An 18,538-nucleotide genomic window follows, 5' to 3' on the forward strand; every position below is an offset into this window, starting at 1 on the left:
GACAGTTCCTTGGGTCGTAAAGGCAGATACCCTGTAGAACGTCTGATCCGGTGCTTAATTTAGACGGTCGCCGACTGGCGGCGACCGGGAGGAGAGGGTAAGCGTTACAGCGCGTTACAGCTCACGCACGACGCGGAAACCGATCCAGTCGCCACGCGTCTTTGGATCGATGTCGTTGCGGTTGCCCGAACGGGAGAAAACCGGTGCTTCGCCCCAGTCATTGCCACGGATACGCAAGGTCTCGCAATTGGCTTCGAGCCAGGCGCTGCCGTCGGTTGGCGCACCTTTGTAGTCCGGGTGGTAGCAATCCTCGACCCATTCGTAAACATTACCGTGCATGTCGTACAGGCCGAATGCGTTGGCCGGATAGCTGCCCACCGGCGAGGTGAAACTGTAGCCGTCGGCCGGGCCGTAAGTATTGGCGTGCCGGGCGATGCTGTAGCCCTTGCCTTCGTCGAACGGGAAGGGGAACGGGCCTTTGGAACCGGCACGGGCGCCGTACTCGCGTTGGGCCTCGCTGAGCATGCTGTATTTCTGACCGGTCTTTTTCGACAGCCAAGCGACGTAGTCCTTGATGTCCTGGAAGTCCATGCACACGGCTGGCTGACGCGGGGTCTGCGGATAGCGTGGCTTGCTGGCAACGCACTCGCGGCCGGGGCGCGTGTCGCCATTGGCGATCACCACGCCGCTGTCGCGGACGTAGCTGTCCCATTCACCGGCGGTGATTTGAAAGCGGCTCATGGCGAATGCCTTGGCGAAGGTCACGTCGTGCAACGGTCCTTCATCGGGTTCGCGGCCGACTTCGTCATCCGGTGTGCCCATGGTGAAGGTGCCTGCCGGCAGGACCACCATTTCCGGGCAGTCCTTGCAGTCCTTGAATACTTTGCCCGCCGGTGGCGGAGTCGCGGCCTGGGCAGAGGTCGGCAGCAGGCCGGCCATCAACGCGGCGAGGGCCAGAGCCTTGAGCGCCTTGGCGCCCGTGGCTGGGGACAACAGATCAGATTTCATGAGTCATCTCGTTTAAAGGAAAGCGGGGCGTCACAGATGTTTGTTCAGCACAGCCATGAAGCGCTCGATTTGGTTCTCGTTGTTCAGCAAACCGGGCGCGATGCGGATCACCGGGCCGGCGTCGCGCTCCACCGCATCACACACCACGCGGTCTGCCATCAGTTGGGTGGCGACCTGGTCACAGTCGCGATCCTTGATCCGGAAAAAAGTAAAACCGGCGGACAGTTCTGCGCTGCGAGGCGTTACCAGTTCGATAGACGGGTGTTCCAGCAAACGGTTTTTCGCATAGGTATTGAGGGTGTGGATGCGGTTCTGTACCTCGGCCTTGCCCAGTTCCAGATGCAGTTTGAACGCCTCGTCCAGCGCCCAGCGATGCTCAAAACTGTGGTAGCCGCCGGGTGTCATGGTGGTGGAAAACGTCGTGGCTTCGGAGAAGGTCGGGATGGTCGGTGTGACGTCCTTGAGTTCGCTGGAGCGTGCACAGATGATCCCGGTGCCGCGTGGGCCGAACATCCACTTGTGGGTACCTGCGATGAAGAAGTCGCAATGCATGTCCGGGAAGTCGAGGTCTTCAACGCCGAAACCATGGACGCCATCGACCACATACAGAATGCGGTCCTTTTCCTCGCGCTGACGGTTGTGCTGGTCTACCAGTTTGCCGATTTCGCCAATCGGCAATTTCACACCGCTGCCCGATTGCACCCAGGTCATGCCCAGTACGCGGGTTTCGGGGCGGATGCCACGGTCGATGCTGGTCAGCACTTCATCGACGGAGATCCCGGCGCTGCTCTCGAACAGCTTGAGCTTGCGTACCTTCACCCCGTCTTTCTGCTGGCGATAGCCGAGGGTGTAGTTGGTCGAATAATGCTCGTGTTCGGTGGTGAGGATTTCCTGGTCAGGGCGCACATGAATGCCGCCGTAAATCAGTGCCAGACCTTCGGTGGTACTGCCGGTCAGGGCGATCTGCTCCGGTTTGGCCTTGAGATAGCGGCCAGCCCATTCGCGCACGGCCTGTTCGCGCTTTTCACTTTCGCCCAGATCCCAGTCCATCGCACGTCCGGGGTTGCGATCCAGTGTGGCGCGATGACGTTCGATGGCTTCGCGCACCGGACGCGGATGGGAGGTCACGAGGAAGTTGGCGAAGTGCAGGTAGTCCGGATCCTGATCGAACATCTGGCGCAGTTGCGCCCATTTGTCCCCGTACGACGATTGCGAATTGGCGGCGCGCACGGGCAGGTTGACAGCAGCCCCCAGCGGCAGGCCGGCAGCAAGAATGCCGGCCTGCTTGAGGAAAGAACGACGGTTGGTCATGACTTCGGTTCGCTTCTGGCAAAGGGCATCAGTGGCTGGCCACGGGTTTCGAGGATTGCTGCACTTGCTCCCAGACTCTGAGAAAGTTGCCGCCCCACAGCTTGGCGATGTCGGCCTCGCTGTAGCCGCGCGAGATCAGCTCGGCTGTGACGTTGCGCGCCTCGCTGACATCCTTCCAGCCATCCAGGCCGCCGCCATCGTTGAAGTCGGAGCTGATGCCGACGTGGTCGATGCCGATTTTTTTCACGGCGTAGTCGATGGCGTCGCCCAGGTCCTTGAGGTTCGCTTTCGGCTCTTGATCGACGATCCCATAGAGCTGGCTGGCGTATTCGCCGAAGCGCTGCTCCGGCCAGACGGTGATGATCGGATCGCCGGGCATCAGCGCCATTTCCAGACCTTGCAGCGGTTGCAGGTCAAATTTGGCACGCAGGGCATTGAGTTTGTCTTGCGTGGTCTGGCTCAGCGGGCGCAGGTAAGTCGGGAAACCGACAATTTGCACCACGCCGCCACTGTTCTTGATCAGTTGCATTTCCTGATCGCTGATGTTGCGCGGGATATCCACCAGCGCCCGGGGTGCGGAGTGCGAAGCCACAATCGGCGCGCGGCTCAATTGCGCCACTTGCTTCAGGGCCTTGGTCGACATCTGCGATACATCGATGATCACACCAAGGTCGTTGAGACGGTGCACCGCCTGTTTGCCGATGTCAGACAGGCCGCCGAGCGCATCACGGGTGTCATTGAAAAACGGCAGCGGGCGAGACGAATCGGACCAGTCATTGTTGCCGACGTAACTGAAGCCGAACATGCGCATGCCGCGTGCGGCCCATTTATCGAGAGCGTTGAGGTCGTTGCCCAGCGGATAGGCGTTGAGCATGCTCATGAAAATCGCGAACTTGCCTTCGCCATGGAGGCGGCGGAAGTCGGCGGGGGTATAGGCAATAGCCACCTGATTGGGGAAGTCGCGCACCAGCGTGCTGATGATCTTGTAGCGTGCTTCCTGTTCGAACCGGGCTTCTTCGACGAAGCCTGCGGTCGGCCGATGCGGAGCGTTGGCGCCGTTCCAGATTTCCGGCCAGCCGAAGATCGTCAGGGCGGCGCCGGAGAGGCGTCCTCGGGCAGTCTTGACCAGATCGAACTGGCCGCTGCCGTCCTTGTCGGCTTCGTTACCGGCGGTGCCGAAATCAAGCGGAACGGTGACGTGGCTGTCGAATGAAAGAATGCGGTCCTGCAACTCGTCAGCCTGTTTCATGACTTTGGGCGGATAGCCGGGATTGTCTCTGAACCAGTGGTCCCAGATCGCAAAGCCTGCGCCGGCGCTGATCGCCAAGGCCAGCGGCAGGCCGATGTAAAGAGCCTTTTTCGAACGTGGTTTTGTCATTGCCATCTCAGTCAGGTTCGCCGTCGAGGTGCAGGCACAAGGGCCTTTGCTATCTGGAAAGAACGACTGGGCAGGGCAGTAATTTAGCGTGCCGGCAAAAGATCGGTACCGGTAGACGCTGATACAGGCTGCGATCTTTTGCCAAACCGATAAATTTGCTGCCCCGGCAATCGTTCTAGCTTGGATAAAGCCTGCTTCATGGCTGACACGGGTAAGGCAATGACGATTTCTCGACGATGGTTCATGGCGGGTCTGGCACTGACCGGCGCTGCCGTGCCTGCAGCTTATTTTGGGCATCGTGAATGGACGAAGCCGGACCCGACGATTACGCCCGGTGAGGCGTCGTTCGATGTCGCGGATGCCGCCGGCCAACGGCTGGCCGACACCTTGCGTGGCGTCTGGCAAATTCGTTTCGAAGGCCGTGATGCAGGCATCGCCGGGTTGCCGAAAGAGGGCCTGGAAGTTTTCCTCGACATCGCCCATAAGGGCCGTGGTGTCATCGGCTTTGTTGATACTGGCGAGCGTCTGCGCTCACCACTTGAGCCGCGTTATCGAGTGCTCGCCGATCTTGCCGACGTCAAGGTATCCGAACTGAGTTGGCGGTTGGTCAGTACCACGGCGGCTGATGGTGCGCCTGACTATGAATTCAGCATGGCGCTGGATGAGGTCTGGGGCGGTTTCGGCAACGCTGGCAGCGGCAGCCTCAGTGGTCGCGTGTTGAATCTGGATCGTCCCTTGATGTTGCCATCCCAGGACAACCGCTTTATCGCGGTCAAGCGTGTCTTCCCTGAAGCGCGTGAACGCGCCGGCCTCAATCCGACGCTGCTGGCCTGGCTGATCTCTCCCGAACATCGATTGTTCCATCAGCTTTGGCACGCCTCACGGGACAAGTGGCACACCTTGTCCGAGGAAAAGCGCGGAGCCCTGCGCGGTATTGGCTGGCAACCCGGTCCGAGAGACAAGGAGCGCGATGCCCGTGGCCCGCGCAAGGATCGCAATGGCTCGGGGATCGATTTCTTTTTCATGCACCGGCACATGCTGGGCACTGCGCGCACGATGCAGGATCTGCCAGCGTGGCAGCATTTCCCGTTGCCGCAGCCGGAACTGATCCGCGATCGGCAGGGTTTCGCCCGTTACTTCGACAATCATGACGGTACTTCGCTGCCACCGACCTGGGTGGCCGAGGACGATGACGAGTATTCGCAGTGGGTCAGCGACATCAAGACCGCCGAGACTTATCACAGCAACTTCCTGGTCTGGGAGTCGCGTTACCGTGACCCGCGCTATCTGTCGAAACTGACTCTGGGCCAGTTCGGCTCGGAGGTCGAACTGGGGCTGCACGATTGGCTGCACATGCGCTGGGCATCAGTGCCGCGTGATCCATCCAACGGTCACCCGGTGCCGTTTGCCCGCGACCCGGCGGATTTTTCGGCACGCTGGTACGCCGCTGAAAATGACTTCCTTGGCGATCCGTTTTCCTCTCATGTGAGTCCCGTATTCTGGGCGTTTCATGCCTGGATCGATGACCGTCTGGAAGATTGGTTCCGCGCTCACGAACGCTTCCATCCGGGAGAGGTGACTCGTTTGCAGGTGAATGGTGTGCCGTGGTTTGCGCCAGGACGTTGGGTCGAAGTGGATGATCCGTGGTTGGGGCCGGTCACTCACGGTTGCAGTACCGTGCCGGGTCTGCAGTCGGGCAAGTCGGTTGAGATGGATCCGGAGACCATGAAACTGGCGCTGCGGATCACCTTCAGCGATGACGAGAAGAAACTCACCGAACTGTTCCGCAAAGTGCCGAAACGACCTTGGTATGCCCGGCATCTGAAGGCCAAACAGACGACGGCTTGAGACCGCATCATCGTTCAATCGCCAGCAGGCTGGCTCCTACAATGTCCCAAGGTGCGGCGCAAAGTTGTGCCCATCCCCCAAGCCCTGTGGGAGCCAGCCTGCTGGTGATGGGGTTGTCACATCCAGCCTTTTTCTGGCAGACCCACAGCTATCGCCAGCAGGCTGGCTCCTACAATGTCCGTGGTGTGGCGGAAAGTTGTGCCTATCCTCCAAACCTTGTGGGAGCCAGCCTGCTGGCGATGGGGCCGTCACATCCAGGCGCTGTTCTGCCAGACCCACAGCTATCGCCAGCAGGCTGGCTCCTACAATGTCCAAGGTGTGGCGCAAAGTTGTGCCCATCCTCCAAACCTTGTGGGAGCCAGCCTGCTGGTGATGGGGTTGTCACATCCAGGCGCTGTTCTGCCAGACTCACAGCTATCGCCAGCAGGCTGGCTCCTACAATGTCCGTGGTGTGGCGCAAAGTTGTGCCTATCCTCCAAACCTTGTGGGAGCCAGCCTGCTGGCGATGGGTGCAGTACATCCAGCAGGTCACTGGCTGGCCCACCGCCGCTGCCCGCTGGTTTATCGGCTTGCGATCTGCCAGCCGCCGCCCAGTGCCTTATACAGGGCAATGCTCGCTTGCAATCGGGACAGTCGCAGTTGCACATTCAGATCTTGCGCTGCGTACAGGGTGCGCTGGGTTTCCAGTACGGTCAGCAGATCTTCGGCACCCGCCTGGTAGCGGCTCTGGGCGATGTTGAAGGCAGTTTGTGCCTGGCCGAGTTCTTCGGTCTGCCACTGCCGCTGTTCATCCAGTCCGCGAATACTGTTCAGGGCTTTCTCGACATCGGCGAAACCATTGATGATCGCCCCACGGTAGTTTTCCAGCAGCTCTTGCTGGCGCGCGGTGGCTTTGTCGCGCTCGGCGCTCAGGCGGCCGTTGTTGAAGATGGGGGCCACCAGCCCGGCCGTGAGGTTGTAGAAAGGGCTGCGCAACACATCACTGAAGCGATCGGATCCCGAACCGAGGTCGGCGCTGAGGATCACGGTTGGCAGCATTGCCGCGCGGGCGACTTTGACGTCGGCCTGGGCGGCGGCGAGTTGTGCTTCGGCGCGGGCGATGTCGGGGCGTCGATTGAGCAGATCACTGGGCAAGCCTGCATCGATGACCGGCCACTGCAACTGCGCGAAGGATTCACGGCTTGCCGCCAACTCCTGCACCGGACGACCAAGCAGCGCCGCGAGACTGACAGCCGCATCACGTGCCTGTTGCTGCACCAGTGGCAACTGGCGTTGTTGCGCGGCCACCAGGCTTTTCTGCTGTGCCAGTTCCAGCGCAGTGGCCGAGCCTGAGTCAAAGCGGGTCTGTACCAGCCTCAAGACATCCCGGGCATTGGTCAGATTCAGTGCGGCGATACGACTTTGTTCGCGCAGCGAAAGGGTTTGTGCGTAGGTCTCTGCGACGCTGCCGAGCAATGTCAGTTCCACGGTTGCACAGTCGAATTCGCTAGCCTGCAAGGCAAATTGCGCGCTGTCGCGGGATGCTTGTTTGCCGCCCCAGAAGTCAATTTCGTAACTGGCATTCAGATTGGCGTCGAAGTAATCGACAGCCTTGTTGCTGCTGTCGGCATCCAGTTGGCTATAACCGTTGCCGCGCAGCAGTTTTTGCCGATTGGCATTGAGTGCGGCCTTGAGCTCCGGTAATTGCGAGCCGCCGGCGATCACGGTTCCGGCCTGCGCCTGCTGCACGCGGGCGACGGCGGCTGCAAGGTCGAAGCTGCCAGTACGCGCCTGTTCGATCAAGCGATCCAGTTCAGGGCTGGCGAAGTGCGTCCACCATTGCACGTTACTCCGGGCGAGGCTGTCAGCGTGTGGCGCTTGCCAGTTGGCGGGAGGCTGCAAGTCGCTGTCCGGGCGCTGGGCGGGAGTACCGCAGGCGCCGAGCATCAGGCAGAGGGTCAACAGGCTGAGGCGCGGTTTCATAGAGCGATCATTCACTGGTAAGGGCCGTGACCGGGTCGAGCCGGGCGGCTTTGCGGGCCGGCATGAAGCCGAAGACAACACCGGTCACAAGGGCGCAGCCAAAGGCACCGAGTACCGCCATCAAGGAAAACGCCACAGCCACTTCGCTGAGCACCAGCACGCCACCGACGATCAGCGCCAGAGCGATCCCGGCGATGCCGCCGACCACCGAGAGCATCACCGCTTCGGTCAGAAACTGCCGCAGGATGTCTCGTTGCCGGGCGCCGGTCGCCATGCGAATACCGATTTCGCGGGTACGTTCGCGCACGGTCATGAGCATGATGTTCATCACGCCGATGCCGCCCACCAGCAGCGAGATTGCGGCAATCGAGCCGAGCATCAGCGACAGGGTATTTTGTGTGCGGGCTTCGGCCTGGATCATCGCGGCGTTGTTGGTCAGTTCGAAGTCCTTGGTGCCGTTGTGCAGGCGCAGCATCATGCGTTCGATTTCCTGCTCGGTTTCCTTGACCTTGCGCGCATCGGCGGCAGCGATGGCCACGTACTCCGGGTTGTAGGTGCCGAAAAGTCGCGTACTGGCGGCGGAGTAGGGGATAGCGATGCGGTCGTCGCTGTCGGAGTCGCCGGAGCTGGAGCCTTTTTCCGCGAGGACGCCGACCACTTGGAAGGGGACGTTTTCAATCAGAATGTATTGACCGACAGGGTTGGGCACGTCCTTGAGCAACTTGGTCCGCACCTTGTGCCCGATCACCGCCACGGCAGCGCCTGCGGCTTCGTCGGCAGCAGTAAAGTAGCTGCCTTCGACCACCGGCCAGTTGAAAATCTTCGGGAAACTGGTGTCGTTGCCACCGACGTAACTGTGGTGATCGACATTGCCGAAACGCACCACGGCTTCGGCACCGTTGACCGGCATGATCTGCTTGATCAGCGGCAGGGTGGCAAGGACGGCGAGATCGTCGAGGGTAACGATGCCCTGGGGCGCCCGTGGATGCGGCGGCACGCCACCCAGATAAATGATGTTGGAGCCGAAAGCGCCCATTTGCGCCATGACCTGACGTTTGCTGCCTTCACCGACAGCGAGCATGACCACCACCGATGCCACACCGATGATGATCCCCAGCAGGGTCAGGGCAGTGCGAAAACGGTTGATCCACATGACCCGCCACGCGGCTTGCAATGCGTCGATCAACTCACCTTTCCACGCGCCCCTCGCTTCGGCGCCCTCGGCCAGACGTTTGCGCAGGTCGACTGCCTGCAAGGCTCCGGGTCTGGCGCTGGTCTGGGCTTGCGGATTGTCGTGGGCACTGTCGCTGATGATCAGGCCGTCGCTGATTTCGATGATGCGTTTGGCCCGGGCCGCCACTTCGCGGTCGTGGGTGATGAGAATCACCACATGACCTTGGTTCGCCAGTTCATCGAGCAACGCCATCACTTCTTTGCCGCTGTGACTATCGAGGGCGCCAGTGGGTTCGTCGGCGAGAATGATATGGCCGCCGTTCATCAATGCCCGGGCAATCGACACCCGTTGTTGCTGGCCTCCGGAAAGCTGATGCGGCCGGTTGCCGGTGCGTGATGCCAGCCCGAGTCGGTCGAGCAGGGCGGCGGCGCGGGCATGACGCTCGGCGGCAGGCATGCCGGCATAGATCGCCGGCATTTCGACGTTCTCCTGGGCTGAGCCGGATGGAATCAGGTGATAGCCCTGGAATACAAAACCAAAGGCCTCGCGGCGCAGCCACGCCAGTTCATCGCTGTCGAGGGCGGCGACGTTTTCCCCGGCAAAACGGTACTCGCCCGACGTCGGTCGGTCGAGGCAACCGAGGATGTTCATCAGCGTCGATTTGCCGGAACCGGAAGCACCGACAATCGCCACGAACTCCCCGGCGTGAATCGACAGGTCGATGCCACGCAACACGTGAACTTGCGGCGCGTCGCCGCCGCCGTAGGATTTGCGGATGTCCTGCAGGTCGATCAGAGGCGTTTGCATTCAGCCTCCGCTACCGTCGGCGGGGCCGATCAGCAGGTGATCGCCTTCGTTCAGGCCTTCGAGTATCTGCACCTTCAACCGATCACTGATACCGGTGCGGACTTCGCGGGACTGAATGTTGCCATTGGCCGCCACCACTTGGGCGGTCTGCAGGTTCGCCGTGGCGCTGCCCTGCAACGCGGCGACCGGGGCAGTGAGCACATCTTTCGCCTGATTGGAGACGAAGAACACCTGGGTGGTCATCTCGGCCATCAAGGCGTTGTCGGCATTGTCGACGTCGAGCAACACGGTGTAGAGCACGACCCGGGCACTGCCGCTTTTGCTGCTGCTGGCCGGACTGCCGCCGCCCTGGCTGGTTTGATCCAGTGGCTTTGGCGGCACCGGCAGAATCTGCCGCACGGTGCTGCTCCAGCGGCGGCTGCCGCCGCTGAGCGTAGTGAAATAGGCCGTCATGCCCGGTTTGACGTGGCCGATGTCGGCCTCGGAAACCTCGGCCCAGACGGTCATCGGTGACAGTTTGGCGATGCGCAGAATCAGTGGTGTCTGCTGCTGCGCGTTGAGGGTCTGGCCTTCGCGGGCATCGAGGGCGACCACGGTGCCAGCCATGGGCGCGTAGATGCGGGTGTAACCGAGCTCGGCCTGATCGCTGCGCAGGCTGGCCTCGGCCTGGCGTATCTGCGCCTGGAACATGTCGATGCGCGCCTGAGTGGCCTTCAATTCTGCGCGAGCGGTCTGCACATCTTCTTCACGGGTGGCACCGCCGGCGGCGAGATTCTGCTGACGCTGGTATTTCTGTTGCGCCAGCTCGTGCTGGGCCCGTTGCTCTTGAAGCTGCGCCTTGAGGTTTTCGATGGAAAAACGCCCTGCATCGAGCTTGGCTTTTTGCGTGGACGGGTCGATCTCGACCAGCAACTGGCCTTCCTTGACCACGTCACCGACTTCCACATGGATTTTCTGGATCTGCCCCGAGGCCTGCGCGCCGACGTCGACATAACGCCGTGGTTGCAGGGTGCCCAGCGCCGTGACGCTGCTTTCGATGTCGCCACGACTGACTTGCACGGTGGCGAATTTGTCCCGGCCTGGCGGCATGATTTGCCAGGCGGCGTAAGCGACAACAGGAATCAGACAAAGGACTACGAGCAGCGCGCGTCGGGCGGGGCGGGGACGTTTCATGCAGGGTTCCGGCCAATGAAATTCGGCCCGTCATTCAACCGGTACACAGAATCGTGCGGTCGCTGAACGCTATCGCAGGGCGCGACAGACACGGGGGGCTGTCCTGTAAACGATGCAGGCGAGGGGGAATTTAAGCGCGGAAATACAAAGTAACAGCTATAGGGCAGGACTATTTATCGGGCAAGGGCAAACACTACTTTAAATCTATATGAGAATTACTATAAATTACGCGCCTCAAGTTGCCACTATCTTGCTACCGCGCTTCGCGCTGGCAAATCAGTGTGCTCAAGGACAGAAACCGCACCTTTTATTGCGGCCGGGAGTCATGTTGGAAAACTACTATCGCGAGCTGGTGTGTTTCCTGAACGCCAAGCTCGGCAACCGTCAGGTTGCCGAAGATGTGGTGCATGACGCCTATTTGCGGGTGCTGGAACGTTCCAGCGAAACGCCGATCGAGCAGCCCCGGGCTTTTCTCTACCGCACCGCGTTGAATCTGGTGATCGACGATCACCGCCGCAACGCCTTGCGTCAGGTTGAATCGCTGGACGTGCTCGATAACGAAGAGCGCTACTTCACGCCGTCCCCCCACAGCACCTTCGATCATGGTCAGCGACTGGAGATGCTCCAGCGCGCACTGGCCGAACTGTCATCGGCGTGCCGCGAAAGTTTTCTGCTGCGCAAGATCGAAGGCCTCTCACACCCGGAGATCGCCGAACACCTCGGCATTTCCAAGGCGCTGGTGGAAAAACACATCGTCAATGCGATGAAGCATTGCCGACTGCGAATCAAACAATGGGATGCCCATTGAGCCGACGTCGTTAAATTTTATTTCATTGTCCTCGTTCCTACTCAACAGACGACCTGCTGTCCTGCTCAAGGCCGGTCAGGTCACTTAGGCTCTCCTTTCCCCGCTGTTGGGGGGTACATCCAGAGGACACTGGAAATGACACAGGCAATTGCATCGCCCATCGTTCACGACCTGATCGGCGTCGGTTTCGGCCCTTCGAACCTGGCACTGGCCATCGCACTGCAAGAGCGCGGCCCGACCCACGGCGAACTGGATGTATTGTTTCTCGACAAGCAGGCCAACTACAGCTGGCACGGCAACACGCTGTCGACGCAGAGCGAGTTGCAGATTTCCTTCCTCAAGGATCTGGTGACCCTGCGCAATCCGACCAGCCCGTACTCGTTCGTCAATTACCTCAAATATCACGGTCGTCTGGTGGACTTCATCAACCTCGGCACCTTTTACCCGTGCCGCATGGAGTACAACGACTACCTGCGCTGGGTCGCCGGGCAGTTCACTGAGCAGAGTCGTTACGGCGAAGAAGTGCTGACCATCGAGCCGGTGCTGCACAACCATCAGGTTGAAGCGCTGCGGGTGATCTCGCGCGATTCGTTGGGTCATCAACATGTACGCACCACCCGCTCGGTGGTCGTCAGCGCCGGTGGCACACCGCGTATTCCAGAAGCGTTCAAGGCGCTGAAGGGCGATGGCCGGGTGTTCCATCACTCGCAATACCTGGCGGAAATGGCCAGGCAGCCGTGCGTCAACAACCAGCCAATGAACATTGCGATCATTGGCGGCGGGCAGAGCGCGGCGGAAGCCTTTATCGATCTGAACGATTCGTTCCCATCGGTAAAAGTCGACATGATTCTGCGCGGTTCGGCGCTCAAACCTGCGGACGATAGCCCGTTCGTCAACGAAGTATTCTCGCCGGAGTTCACCGATCTGGTGTTCCAGCAGAACAGCGCCGAGCGTGAGCGTCTGGTCAACGAGTACCACAACACCAACTATTCGGTGGTGGACATCGATCTGATCGAACGCATCTACGGGATCTTCTATCGCCAGAAGGTTTCCGGTGTGACCCGTCATGCGTTCCGTACCCTGACCACTGTCGAGAAAGCCACCGCCACCGAGCGCGGCATCGAACTGGCGGTGCGCAACAACGCCACTGGCGAAGTCACCGTGCGCGTTTACGACGCCGTGGTGCTGGCCACCGGTTACGAGCGTCAGATGCACCGCAAACTGCTGGCGCCGCTGGAAGAGTATCTGGGTGAATTCGAAGTGGATCGCAACTACAAGCTGATCACCGACGAGCGCTGCAAGGCCGGCATCTACATGCAGGGCTTCTGCCAGGCCAGCCACGGTTTGAGCGACACGCTGCTGTCGGTCCTGCCGATCCGCGCCGATGAAATTGCCGGCTCGCTGTATGAGCATGGCAAGAACCGTGGGCACAGCCGTTCGATGGCCGATCTGTTGTTGGCGACTGCCAGCTGATTCTGTATTGCCTGATACACCGCAATCGCTAGCAGGCTAGCTCCCACACTGGATCCTCATCTGACACAAAAGCTGTGTTCACCAAAGATGCTTTGTGGGAGCAGCTAGCTCCCACACTGGATCCTCATCTGACACAAAAGCTGTGTTCACCGAAGATGCTTTGTGGGAGCAGCTAGCTCCCACACTGGATTCTCATCTGACACAAAAGCTGTGTTCACTGAAGATGCTCTGTGGGAGCTAGCCTGCTAGCGATGGGGCCCCTGAGACCGCCACAAATTCTGATTCCTGAACCCTTCCTGAAGAACCCGGCATTTGCCCGGCACACATATAGTTACGGGTTTACTCTCAATACATCGGGGCGTAAGCTTCGCGCGTTTTCATCAATAGCGGAGACCCACAGTGGGTACTTGTTCGAGTGACAGTTGTCGGCCGGTCTCGATAACCGGCGGATTCTCGGCAAGATAACGCGCAGCCTTTCTCTGCCGTTGTCTCGCCGTAAAAGCGAGCAGCGGCATCCCGTGCATGGCCTGTCAGGTCATGTCTCGACGTCCTTCTCTTCGACACTGAAAGAGCGTGGTTTCGACTTTTCGTCGTGATCGCAGCCCTATCGACACGCCTGTCTTTTCTGACCGGCGCGCCAAGCCTTGCCGTGCCGTTTTTTTCGGTGCACGAGGCGCGGTCGTACCTGCTTGACGGTTTCCCGGCTGACCATAGGGGCAACAGCCATGAAACTTACGCTAAAGGAATTCTTCGCAGGTTTTCTGCGGACCCGCCACATCGCCCGACACTTCCGTCGCCTGGCGCTGCTGGAATCCATCACCGACACCACGGTCAGCCGTGAAGTGCCGCCCACCCTGGCCAACACTTTGGTCGATGCCGCCCATTGCGACAGCGGTTTGCTGTTGACCAATCTTGGGACCCACACCGATGGCCTGACCGATTTCGAAGTCGATGCGCTGCGTGCGCAATACGGCCTCAACGAAGTCGAGCATGAACAACCGCTGCCATGGTGGACTCACCTGTGGCACTGCTACAAAAACCCGTTCAACCTGCTGCTGACCCTGTTGGCGGTGATCTCGTGGCTGACTGAAGACCTGAAAGCCGCCACCGTGATTTTCTCGATGGTGGTGCTCTCGACGCTGTTGCGCTTCTGGCAGGAAAGCAAATCGAACAAGGCTGCCGATGCGCTGAAAGCCATGGTCAGCAACACCGCCACGGTTATGCGCCGGGATGCGCCGCGTACCGAACTGGCGATCAAACTGCTGGTGCCGGGGGACCTGATCGTGCTGTCGGCCGGTGACATGATTCCCGCCGATTGCCGGGTGTTGAGCGCCAAGGACCTGTTCGTCAGCCAAGCGGCGATGACCGGTGAATCGATGCCGGTAGAGAAGTTTCCGCGTCAGGCGGATCGCGACACCGGCAACCCGCTGGAACTGGACAACATCCTGTTCATGGGCACCAACGTGGTGTCGGGCACGGCGGTGGCGGTGATTCTCACCACTGGCAACAGCACTTATTTCGGTGCGCTGGCGCAACGAGTCGGGGCTACCGACCGCCAGGTGACTTCGTTCCAGATGGGCGTCAACAAAGTCAGCTGGTTGTTGATCCGTTTCATGTTCGTCATGGCGCCGCTGGTGCTGTTCATCAACGGCTTCACCAAAGGTGACTGGACCGAAGCACTGCTGTTCGCACTGTCGATTGCTGTCGGCCTGACTCCGGAAATGCTGCCGATGATCGTCACCTCGACATTGGCCAAAGGCGCGGTATTCCTGTCGCGCAAAAAAGTCATCGTCAAACGCCTCGATGCGATCCAGAACTTCGGCGCGATGGATGTGCTGTGCACCGACAAGACCGGCACCCTGACGCAGGACAAGATTTTCCTGGCGCGCAATGTCGACGTCTGGGGTCAAGACTCCGATGACGTGCTGGAAATGGCCTACCTCAACAGCTACTACCAGACCGGCCTGAAAAACCTGCTGGACGTGGCGGTGCTGGAACACGTGGAAGTTCACCGTGAACTGAAGGTCGGCACCGCGTTTCGCAAGGTCGATGAGATCCCGTTCGACTTCAATCGTCGGCGCATGTCGGTGGTGGTCGAAGGCAGCGGCCAGCCACATCAGTTGATCTGCAAAGGCGCCGTGGAAGAAGTGCTGGCGGTGTGCACCCGTGTACGTCATGGCGAACTCGATGAAGCCTTGAGCGATGAATTGCTGACCCGTATTCGGCAGGTCACCGCAGCATTCAACGCTGAAGGCTTACGAGTTGTGGCGGTTGCTGCACGCTCGATGCCCGAAGGTCGCGACACCTACAGCCTGGCGGATGAGCAGGAATTGACGCTGATCGGTTACGTGGCGTTTCTCGATCCACCGAAGGAAAGTACTGCACCGGCGCTCAAGGCTTTGGCTGCGCATGGTGTGGCAGTAAAAGTGCTGACCGGCGACAACGAACTGGTCACCGCGAAAATCTGCCGCGAAGTCGGCCTCGCACAACAAGGCCTGCTGCTGGGCAATGATGTCGAACGCATGAGCGATGCCGAACTGGCGGTCGCGGTGGAGAACACCAACGTCTTCGCCAAACTGACGCCAACGCATAAAGAACGCATTGTGCGCATTCTCAAAGGCAACGGCCATGTGGTCGGCTTCATGGGTGACGGCATCAACGATGCACCAGCGTTGCGTACCGCTGACATCGGAATTTCGGTGGACAGCGCGGTGGATATCGCCAAGGAAGCGGCCGACATCATCCTGCTGGAAAAGAGCCTGATGGTGCTGGAGGAGGGCGTGCTTGAAGGGCGCCGGACCTTCGCCAACATGCTCAAGTACATCAAGATGACCGCCAGCTCGAACTTCGGCAACGTGTTCTCGGTGCTGGTCGCCAGTGCGTTCATTCCGTTCCTGCCAATGCTGCCGATGCATCTGCTGGTACAGAACCTGCTTTACGATATTTCGCAGATCGCCATTCCGTTCGATAACGTCGATGAAGAGATGCTCAAACAACCGCAGCGCTGGCAGCCGGCTGACGTCGGACGTTTCATGCTGTTCTTCGGCCCGATCAGTTCGATCTTTGACATCACAACGTTTGCCTTGATGTGGTACGTATTTGATGCCAACACCCCGGATCACCAGACGCTGTTCCAGTCCGGCTGGTTCGTGGTGGGGTTGCTGACCCAGACGCTGATCGTGCACATGATCCGTACACCGAAGATTCCGTTCCTGCAAAGCCGCGCGGCGACACCGTTGCTGGTAATGACCGGAATCATCATGGCCGTGGGGATTTTCCTGCCGATGGGGCCGCTGGCGAATTACTTCAAACTGCAAGCGCTGCCATCGATGTACTTCGTGTTCCTGCCAATGATCCTGCTGGCGTACATGGGGCTGACCCAGGCAGTGAAAGGCTTCTACATCCGCCGGTTCGGCTGGCAGTAATGCTGCCCCTGTAGGAGCTGCGGCACGCTGCGATCTTTTGATCCTGATCTTTAAATCAAGATCAAAAGATCGCAGCGTGCCGCAGCTCCTACAGGGAACGGTATGTTTTCAAGGATTTTTGTCATGCAAGCCATCAACAACCTCAACCTGACCTCGCTGCTCGACACCCTGGTCAGCCTCAGCGCGGCGTTCCTTCTCGGTGGGCTGATCGGTTTCGAGCGCCAGTACCGGCAACGCACGGCCGGTCTGCGCACCAACGTGCTGGTCGCCGTCGGCGCTGCGATTTTTGTCGACATGGCCAACCGGCTCGGCGGGGCCGAAGGCGCGGTGCGAGTCGTCGCTTACGTGGTCTCCGGCATCGGCTTTCTCGGTGCCGGGGTGATCATGCGTGAAGAGGGCAACGTGCGCGGCCTCAACACCGCCGCGACCCTGTGGACCTCAGCGGCCGTCGGCGCCTGCGCCGGGGCCGATCTGCTGGCCGAAGCGGTGCTCGGCACGCTGTTCATTCTTGCCGCGAACACCTTGCTGCGGCCTATCGTCAACAACATCAACCGTCAGCCACTGGACGTGGTTTCGGCGGAGGTCACCAACATCGTCTACGTCATCGCCCGACGCTCGCAGCAAACAGCCGTGTTCGCCTTGCTCGAGGCCGAACTGGAACGCAGCAACTACCCGGCCAGCGACGTCGATGTTCACGCTTTCGGCGCCGATGAAATCGAGATCGAAGCGACGCTCGCGACCACCTCGGTCGATGGCGATGAGCTGGACGCACTGGTGGCGCGAATCTCTACCTCAGCGCTGGTGGTGCAGGCGTTCTGGAGCCCGAGCACTACCGAATAGCACCATCGGAAAAAGTCGTTCTTGGGAATTTTCCTACACGACGACAGGATTAATCTGTCAAACCTGTGCCTTTCCCATTGTCACTATGCCGGTCCTCGGGTCTGCGCAGCGATGGATGGAAAATGACCTCACCACGGGTTCTGGTACTGGAAAATCATGGATTTGCGCGCAGCGTGATGGTCAAGATGCTGCATCGCCTGGGCGTTCGCGAAGTGCTGCAAGCCAGTGACGGCGAGCAGGCGCTGGTGCAGATGCATTTGTCCGGCGGGGTCGACATCGTGGTGTGCGACCTGGTCGACAAGGGTCTCGATTGCCTGGAATTTCTCGGTTATGCCCGGGAAACCGGCATGGTTCGTGCGGTGATTCTGTGCAGTGAATTGCGTCCGGCTTTGCACCGCACATTGGCTCAAATGAATTCGTTGTCGGGCCTGCAATTGCTCGGCGTCATGCAGCCGCCGGTGCAGTTACGTCTGTTGCATCGAGCGCTGAACCGCTACCGAATGCCGGTTCCCGGCTTCGAAGTGCTTGAGCCGCCAGCCGAACTGCCCAGCGAAGACGAAGTTCGGCGTGGACTGGCGCTGGGCGAATTTCGGGCGTGGTTCCAACCCCAATTTTTTCTCGCCAACGGTGCTGTCGCCGGTGCCGAGGCGCTGGTGCGCTGGGAACATCCCGCTAAAGGTGTGTTGCTGCCCAGAGACTTTCTCGCCGCCGTGCTGGCGTATGACCTGATCGATCCGATGTTCAAGCAATTGCTCGAACAGGGCCTTTGCCTGTTGGGCATCCTCCGTCGCCAAGGCTTGCACCTGAGCTTGTCGTTCAACCTGCATGCCTCGCAACTGGCCAATAACGATCTGGTCGAGCATATTCAACGCGCCTTGCAGCGACATGAGTTTGCCGGTTCGGTGTTGCAATTCGAACTGACCGAGAATGGCCTGCTGGAAATGGCCCCCGGTACTCAGGAAAGCCTGTTGCGCCTGAGGTTGCTCGGTTGTGGTCTGGCGATTGACGATTTAGGCAGCGGTTTCTCTTCGCTCAATCTGCTTTGTCAGTTGCCGTTCAATCAACTCAAATTCGATGGCGAACTGGTCCAGCATGAGCATCAGCCGTGCTGGCAAGCCATGGTCGCCAGCACCCTGGCGCTGGCTCGTTCACTGGATATGCAATTGGTGATTGAAGGCGTCAACAGCCGTTCAATGCAGGACGCTCTGGTCGGGCTGGGTTGTGAAGTGGGGCAGGGTTTTTTCCTCGCACGGCCGATGTCCGGCCACGACTTGTTGCAGTGGTTGAGCACTTGCGACGGCCAATCATGATCGTTCACACAAACCTGGCGG

Annotated in this window: 12 protein-coding genes; 6 read left to right on the forward strand and 6 right to left on the reverse strand. The window is 59.9% G+C overall.

Annotated features, from left to right (window positions below; genetic code table 11):
* Positions 1-114: 114 nt before the first annotated feature.
* From ACIOZM_RS05630 to pvdM, 3 genes are read right to left on the reverse strand one after another with little or no spacing between them, the layout of a single operon-like run.
* Positions 115-1,008 (reverse strand): formylglycine-generating enzyme family protein, encoded by an 894-nt coding sequence (locus ACIOZM_RS05630; RefSeq protein WP_401210493.1) that lies wholly within the window; start codon positions 1,006-1,008, stop codon positions 115-117.
* A gap of 30 nt (positions 1,009-1,038) precedes the next feature.
* Complete coding sequence (locus tag ACIOZM_RS05635) at positions 1,039-2,319, reverse strand: aminotransferase class V-fold PLP-dependent enzyme (RefSeq protein WP_401210495.1); 1,281 nt, start codon at positions 2,317-2,319, stop codon at positions 1,039-1,041.
* A gap of 28 nt (positions 2,320-2,347) precedes the next feature.
* Positions 2,348-3,697 (reverse strand): pyoverdine-tailoring dipeptidase-like protein PvdM, encoded by a 1,350-nt coding sequence (gene pvdM / locus ACIOZM_RS05640; RefSeq protein ID WP_401210497.1) that lies wholly within the window; start codon positions 3,695-3,697, stop codon positions 2,348-2,350.
* A 219-nt stretch (positions 3,698-3,916) separates the two neighbouring features.
* Between pvdM and ACIOZM_RS05645 the strand changes: the two genes are divergently transcribed.
* Entirely contained in the window at positions 3,917-5,545 is a 1,629-nt protein-coding gene (locus ACIOZM_RS05645) for a PvdJ/PvdD/PvdP-like protein (RefSeq protein WP_401210500.1), read from the forward strand.
* 561 nt (positions 5,546-6,106) lie between these two features.
* Here the strand turns inward: ACIOZM_RS05645 and ACIOZM_RS05650 are convergent.
* From ACIOZM_RS05650 to ACIOZM_RS05660, 3 genes are read right to left on the reverse strand one after another with little or no spacing between them, the layout of a single operon-like run.
* Positions 6,107-7,507, reverse strand: coding sequence for an efflux transporter outer membrane subunit (locus ACIOZM_RS05650; RefSeq protein WP_401210502.1), 1,401 nt, complete (start codon positions 7,505-7,507; stop codon positions 6,107-6,109).
* A gap of 7 nt (positions 7,508-7,514) precedes the next feature.
* The gene (locus ACIOZM_RS05655) at positions 7,515-9,488 is read right to left on the reverse strand and encodes a MacB family efflux pump subunit (protein ID WP_401210505.1); all 1,974 of its coding nucleotides are present in this window, start codon (positions 9,486-9,488) and stop codon (positions 7,515-7,517) included.
* Positions 9,489-10,661 carry an efflux RND transporter periplasmic adaptor subunit gene (locus ACIOZM_RS05660; RefSeq protein WP_401210508.1) on the reverse strand — a complete coding sequence of 391 codons (1,173 nt, stop codon included), beginning with the start codon at positions 10,659-10,661 and terminating at the stop codon, positions 9,489-9,491. It lies immediately after the preceding gene.
* A 325-nt stretch (positions 10,662-10,986) separates the two neighbouring features.
* Here ACIOZM_RS05660 and ACIOZM_RS05665 point away from each other — a divergent pair, with 325 nt between their 5' ends.
* From ACIOZM_RS05665 to ACIOZM_RS05685, 5 genes are all read left to right on the forward strand, one after another.
* A complete protein-coding gene (locus ACIOZM_RS05665; RefSeq protein ID WP_401210511.1) occupies positions 10,987-11,469 on the forward strand; it encodes a sigma-70 family RNA polymerase sigma factor in 483 nt (160 codons plus the stop codon).
* A gap of 135 nt (positions 11,470-11,604) precedes the next feature.
* Positions 11,605-12,942, forward strand: coding sequence for a lysine N(6)-hydroxylase/L-ornithine N(5)-oxygenase family protein (locus ACIOZM_RS05670; protein WP_401210514.1), 1,338 nt, complete (start codon positions 11,605-11,607; stop codon positions 12,940-12,942).
* 725 nt (positions 12,943-13,667) lie between these two features.
* Positions 13,668-16,367: a magnesium-translocating P-type ATPase gene (mgtA, locus tag ACIOZM_RS05675; RefSeq protein WP_401210516.1), complete on the forward strand. Its 2,700-nt coding sequence runs from the start codon at positions 13,668-13,670 to the stop codon at positions 16,365-16,367.
* Positions 16,368-16,490: 123 nt separating this feature from the next.
* Positions 16,491-17,207 carry an MgtC/SapB family protein gene (locus ACIOZM_RS05680; RefSeq protein ID WP_401210519.1) on the forward strand — a complete coding sequence of 239 codons (717 nt, stop codon included), beginning with the start codon at positions 16,491-16,493 and terminating at the stop codon, positions 17,205-17,207.
* A 122-nt stretch (positions 17,208-17,329) separates the two neighbouring features.
* Complete coding sequence (locus tag ACIOZM_RS05685; protein WP_401210521.1) at positions 17,330-18,517, forward strand: EAL domain-containing protein; 1,188 nt, start codon at positions 17,330-17,332, stop codon at positions 18,515-18,517.
* Positions 18,518-18,538: the final 21 nt, after the last annotated feature.

The sequence above is a fragment of the Pseudomonas sp. NPDC087346 genome (assembly GCF_044744235.1).
Classification (GTDB): Bacteria; Pseudomonadota; Gammaproteobacteria; order Pseudomonadales; family Pseudomonadaceae; genus Aquipseudomonas.

Excerpts from the sequence above, each read along its gene's own strand:
- ACIOZM_RS05630 (WP_401210493.1), bottom strand. The coding sequence starts at position 1,008 with ATGAAATCTGATCTGTTGTCCCCAGCCACGGGCGCCAAGGCGCTCAAG.
- ACIOZM_RS05635 (WP_401210495.1), bottom strand. The coding sequence starts at position 2,319 with ATGACCAACCGTCGTTCTTTCCTCAAGCAGGCCGGCATTCTTGCTGCC.
- pvdM (WP_401210497.1), bottom strand. The coding sequence starts at position 3,697 with ATGACAAAACCACGTTCGAAAAAGGCTCTTTACATCGGCCTGCCGCTG.
- ACIOZM_RS05645 (WP_401210500.1), top strand. The coding sequence starts at position 3,917 with ATGACGATTTCTCGACGATGGTTCATGGCGGGTCTGGCACTGACCGGC.
- ACIOZM_RS05650 (WP_401210502.1), bottom strand. The coding sequence starts at position 7,507 with ATGAAACCGCGCCTCAGCCTGTTGACCCTCTGCCTGATGCTCGGCGCC.
- ACIOZM_RS05655 (WP_401210505.1), bottom strand. The coding sequence starts at position 9,488 with ATGCAAACGCCTCTGATCGACCTGCAGGACATCCGCAAATCCTACGGC.
- ACIOZM_RS05660 (WP_401210508.1), bottom strand. The coding sequence starts at position 10,661 with ATGAAACGTCCCCGCCCCGCCCGACGCGCGCTGCTCGTAGTCCTTTGT.
- ACIOZM_RS05665 (WP_401210511.1), top strand. The coding sequence starts at position 10,987 with ATGTTGGAAAACTACTATCGCGAGCTGGTGTGTTTCCTGAACGCCAAG.
- ACIOZM_RS05670 (WP_401210514.1), top strand. The coding sequence starts at position 11,605 with ATGACACAGGCAATTGCATCGCCCATCGTTCACGACCTGATCGGCGTC.
- mgtA (WP_401210516.1), top strand. The coding sequence starts at position 13,668 with ATGAAACTTACGCTAAAGGAATTCTTCGCAGGTTTTCTGCGGACCCGC.
- ACIOZM_RS05680 (WP_401210519.1), top strand. The coding sequence starts at position 16,491 with ATGCAAGCCATCAACAACCTCAACCTGACCTCGCTGCTCGACACCCTG.
- ACIOZM_RS05685 (WP_401210521.1), top strand. The coding sequence starts at position 17,330 with ATGACCTCACCACGGGTTCTGGTACTGGAAAATCATGGATTTGCGCGC.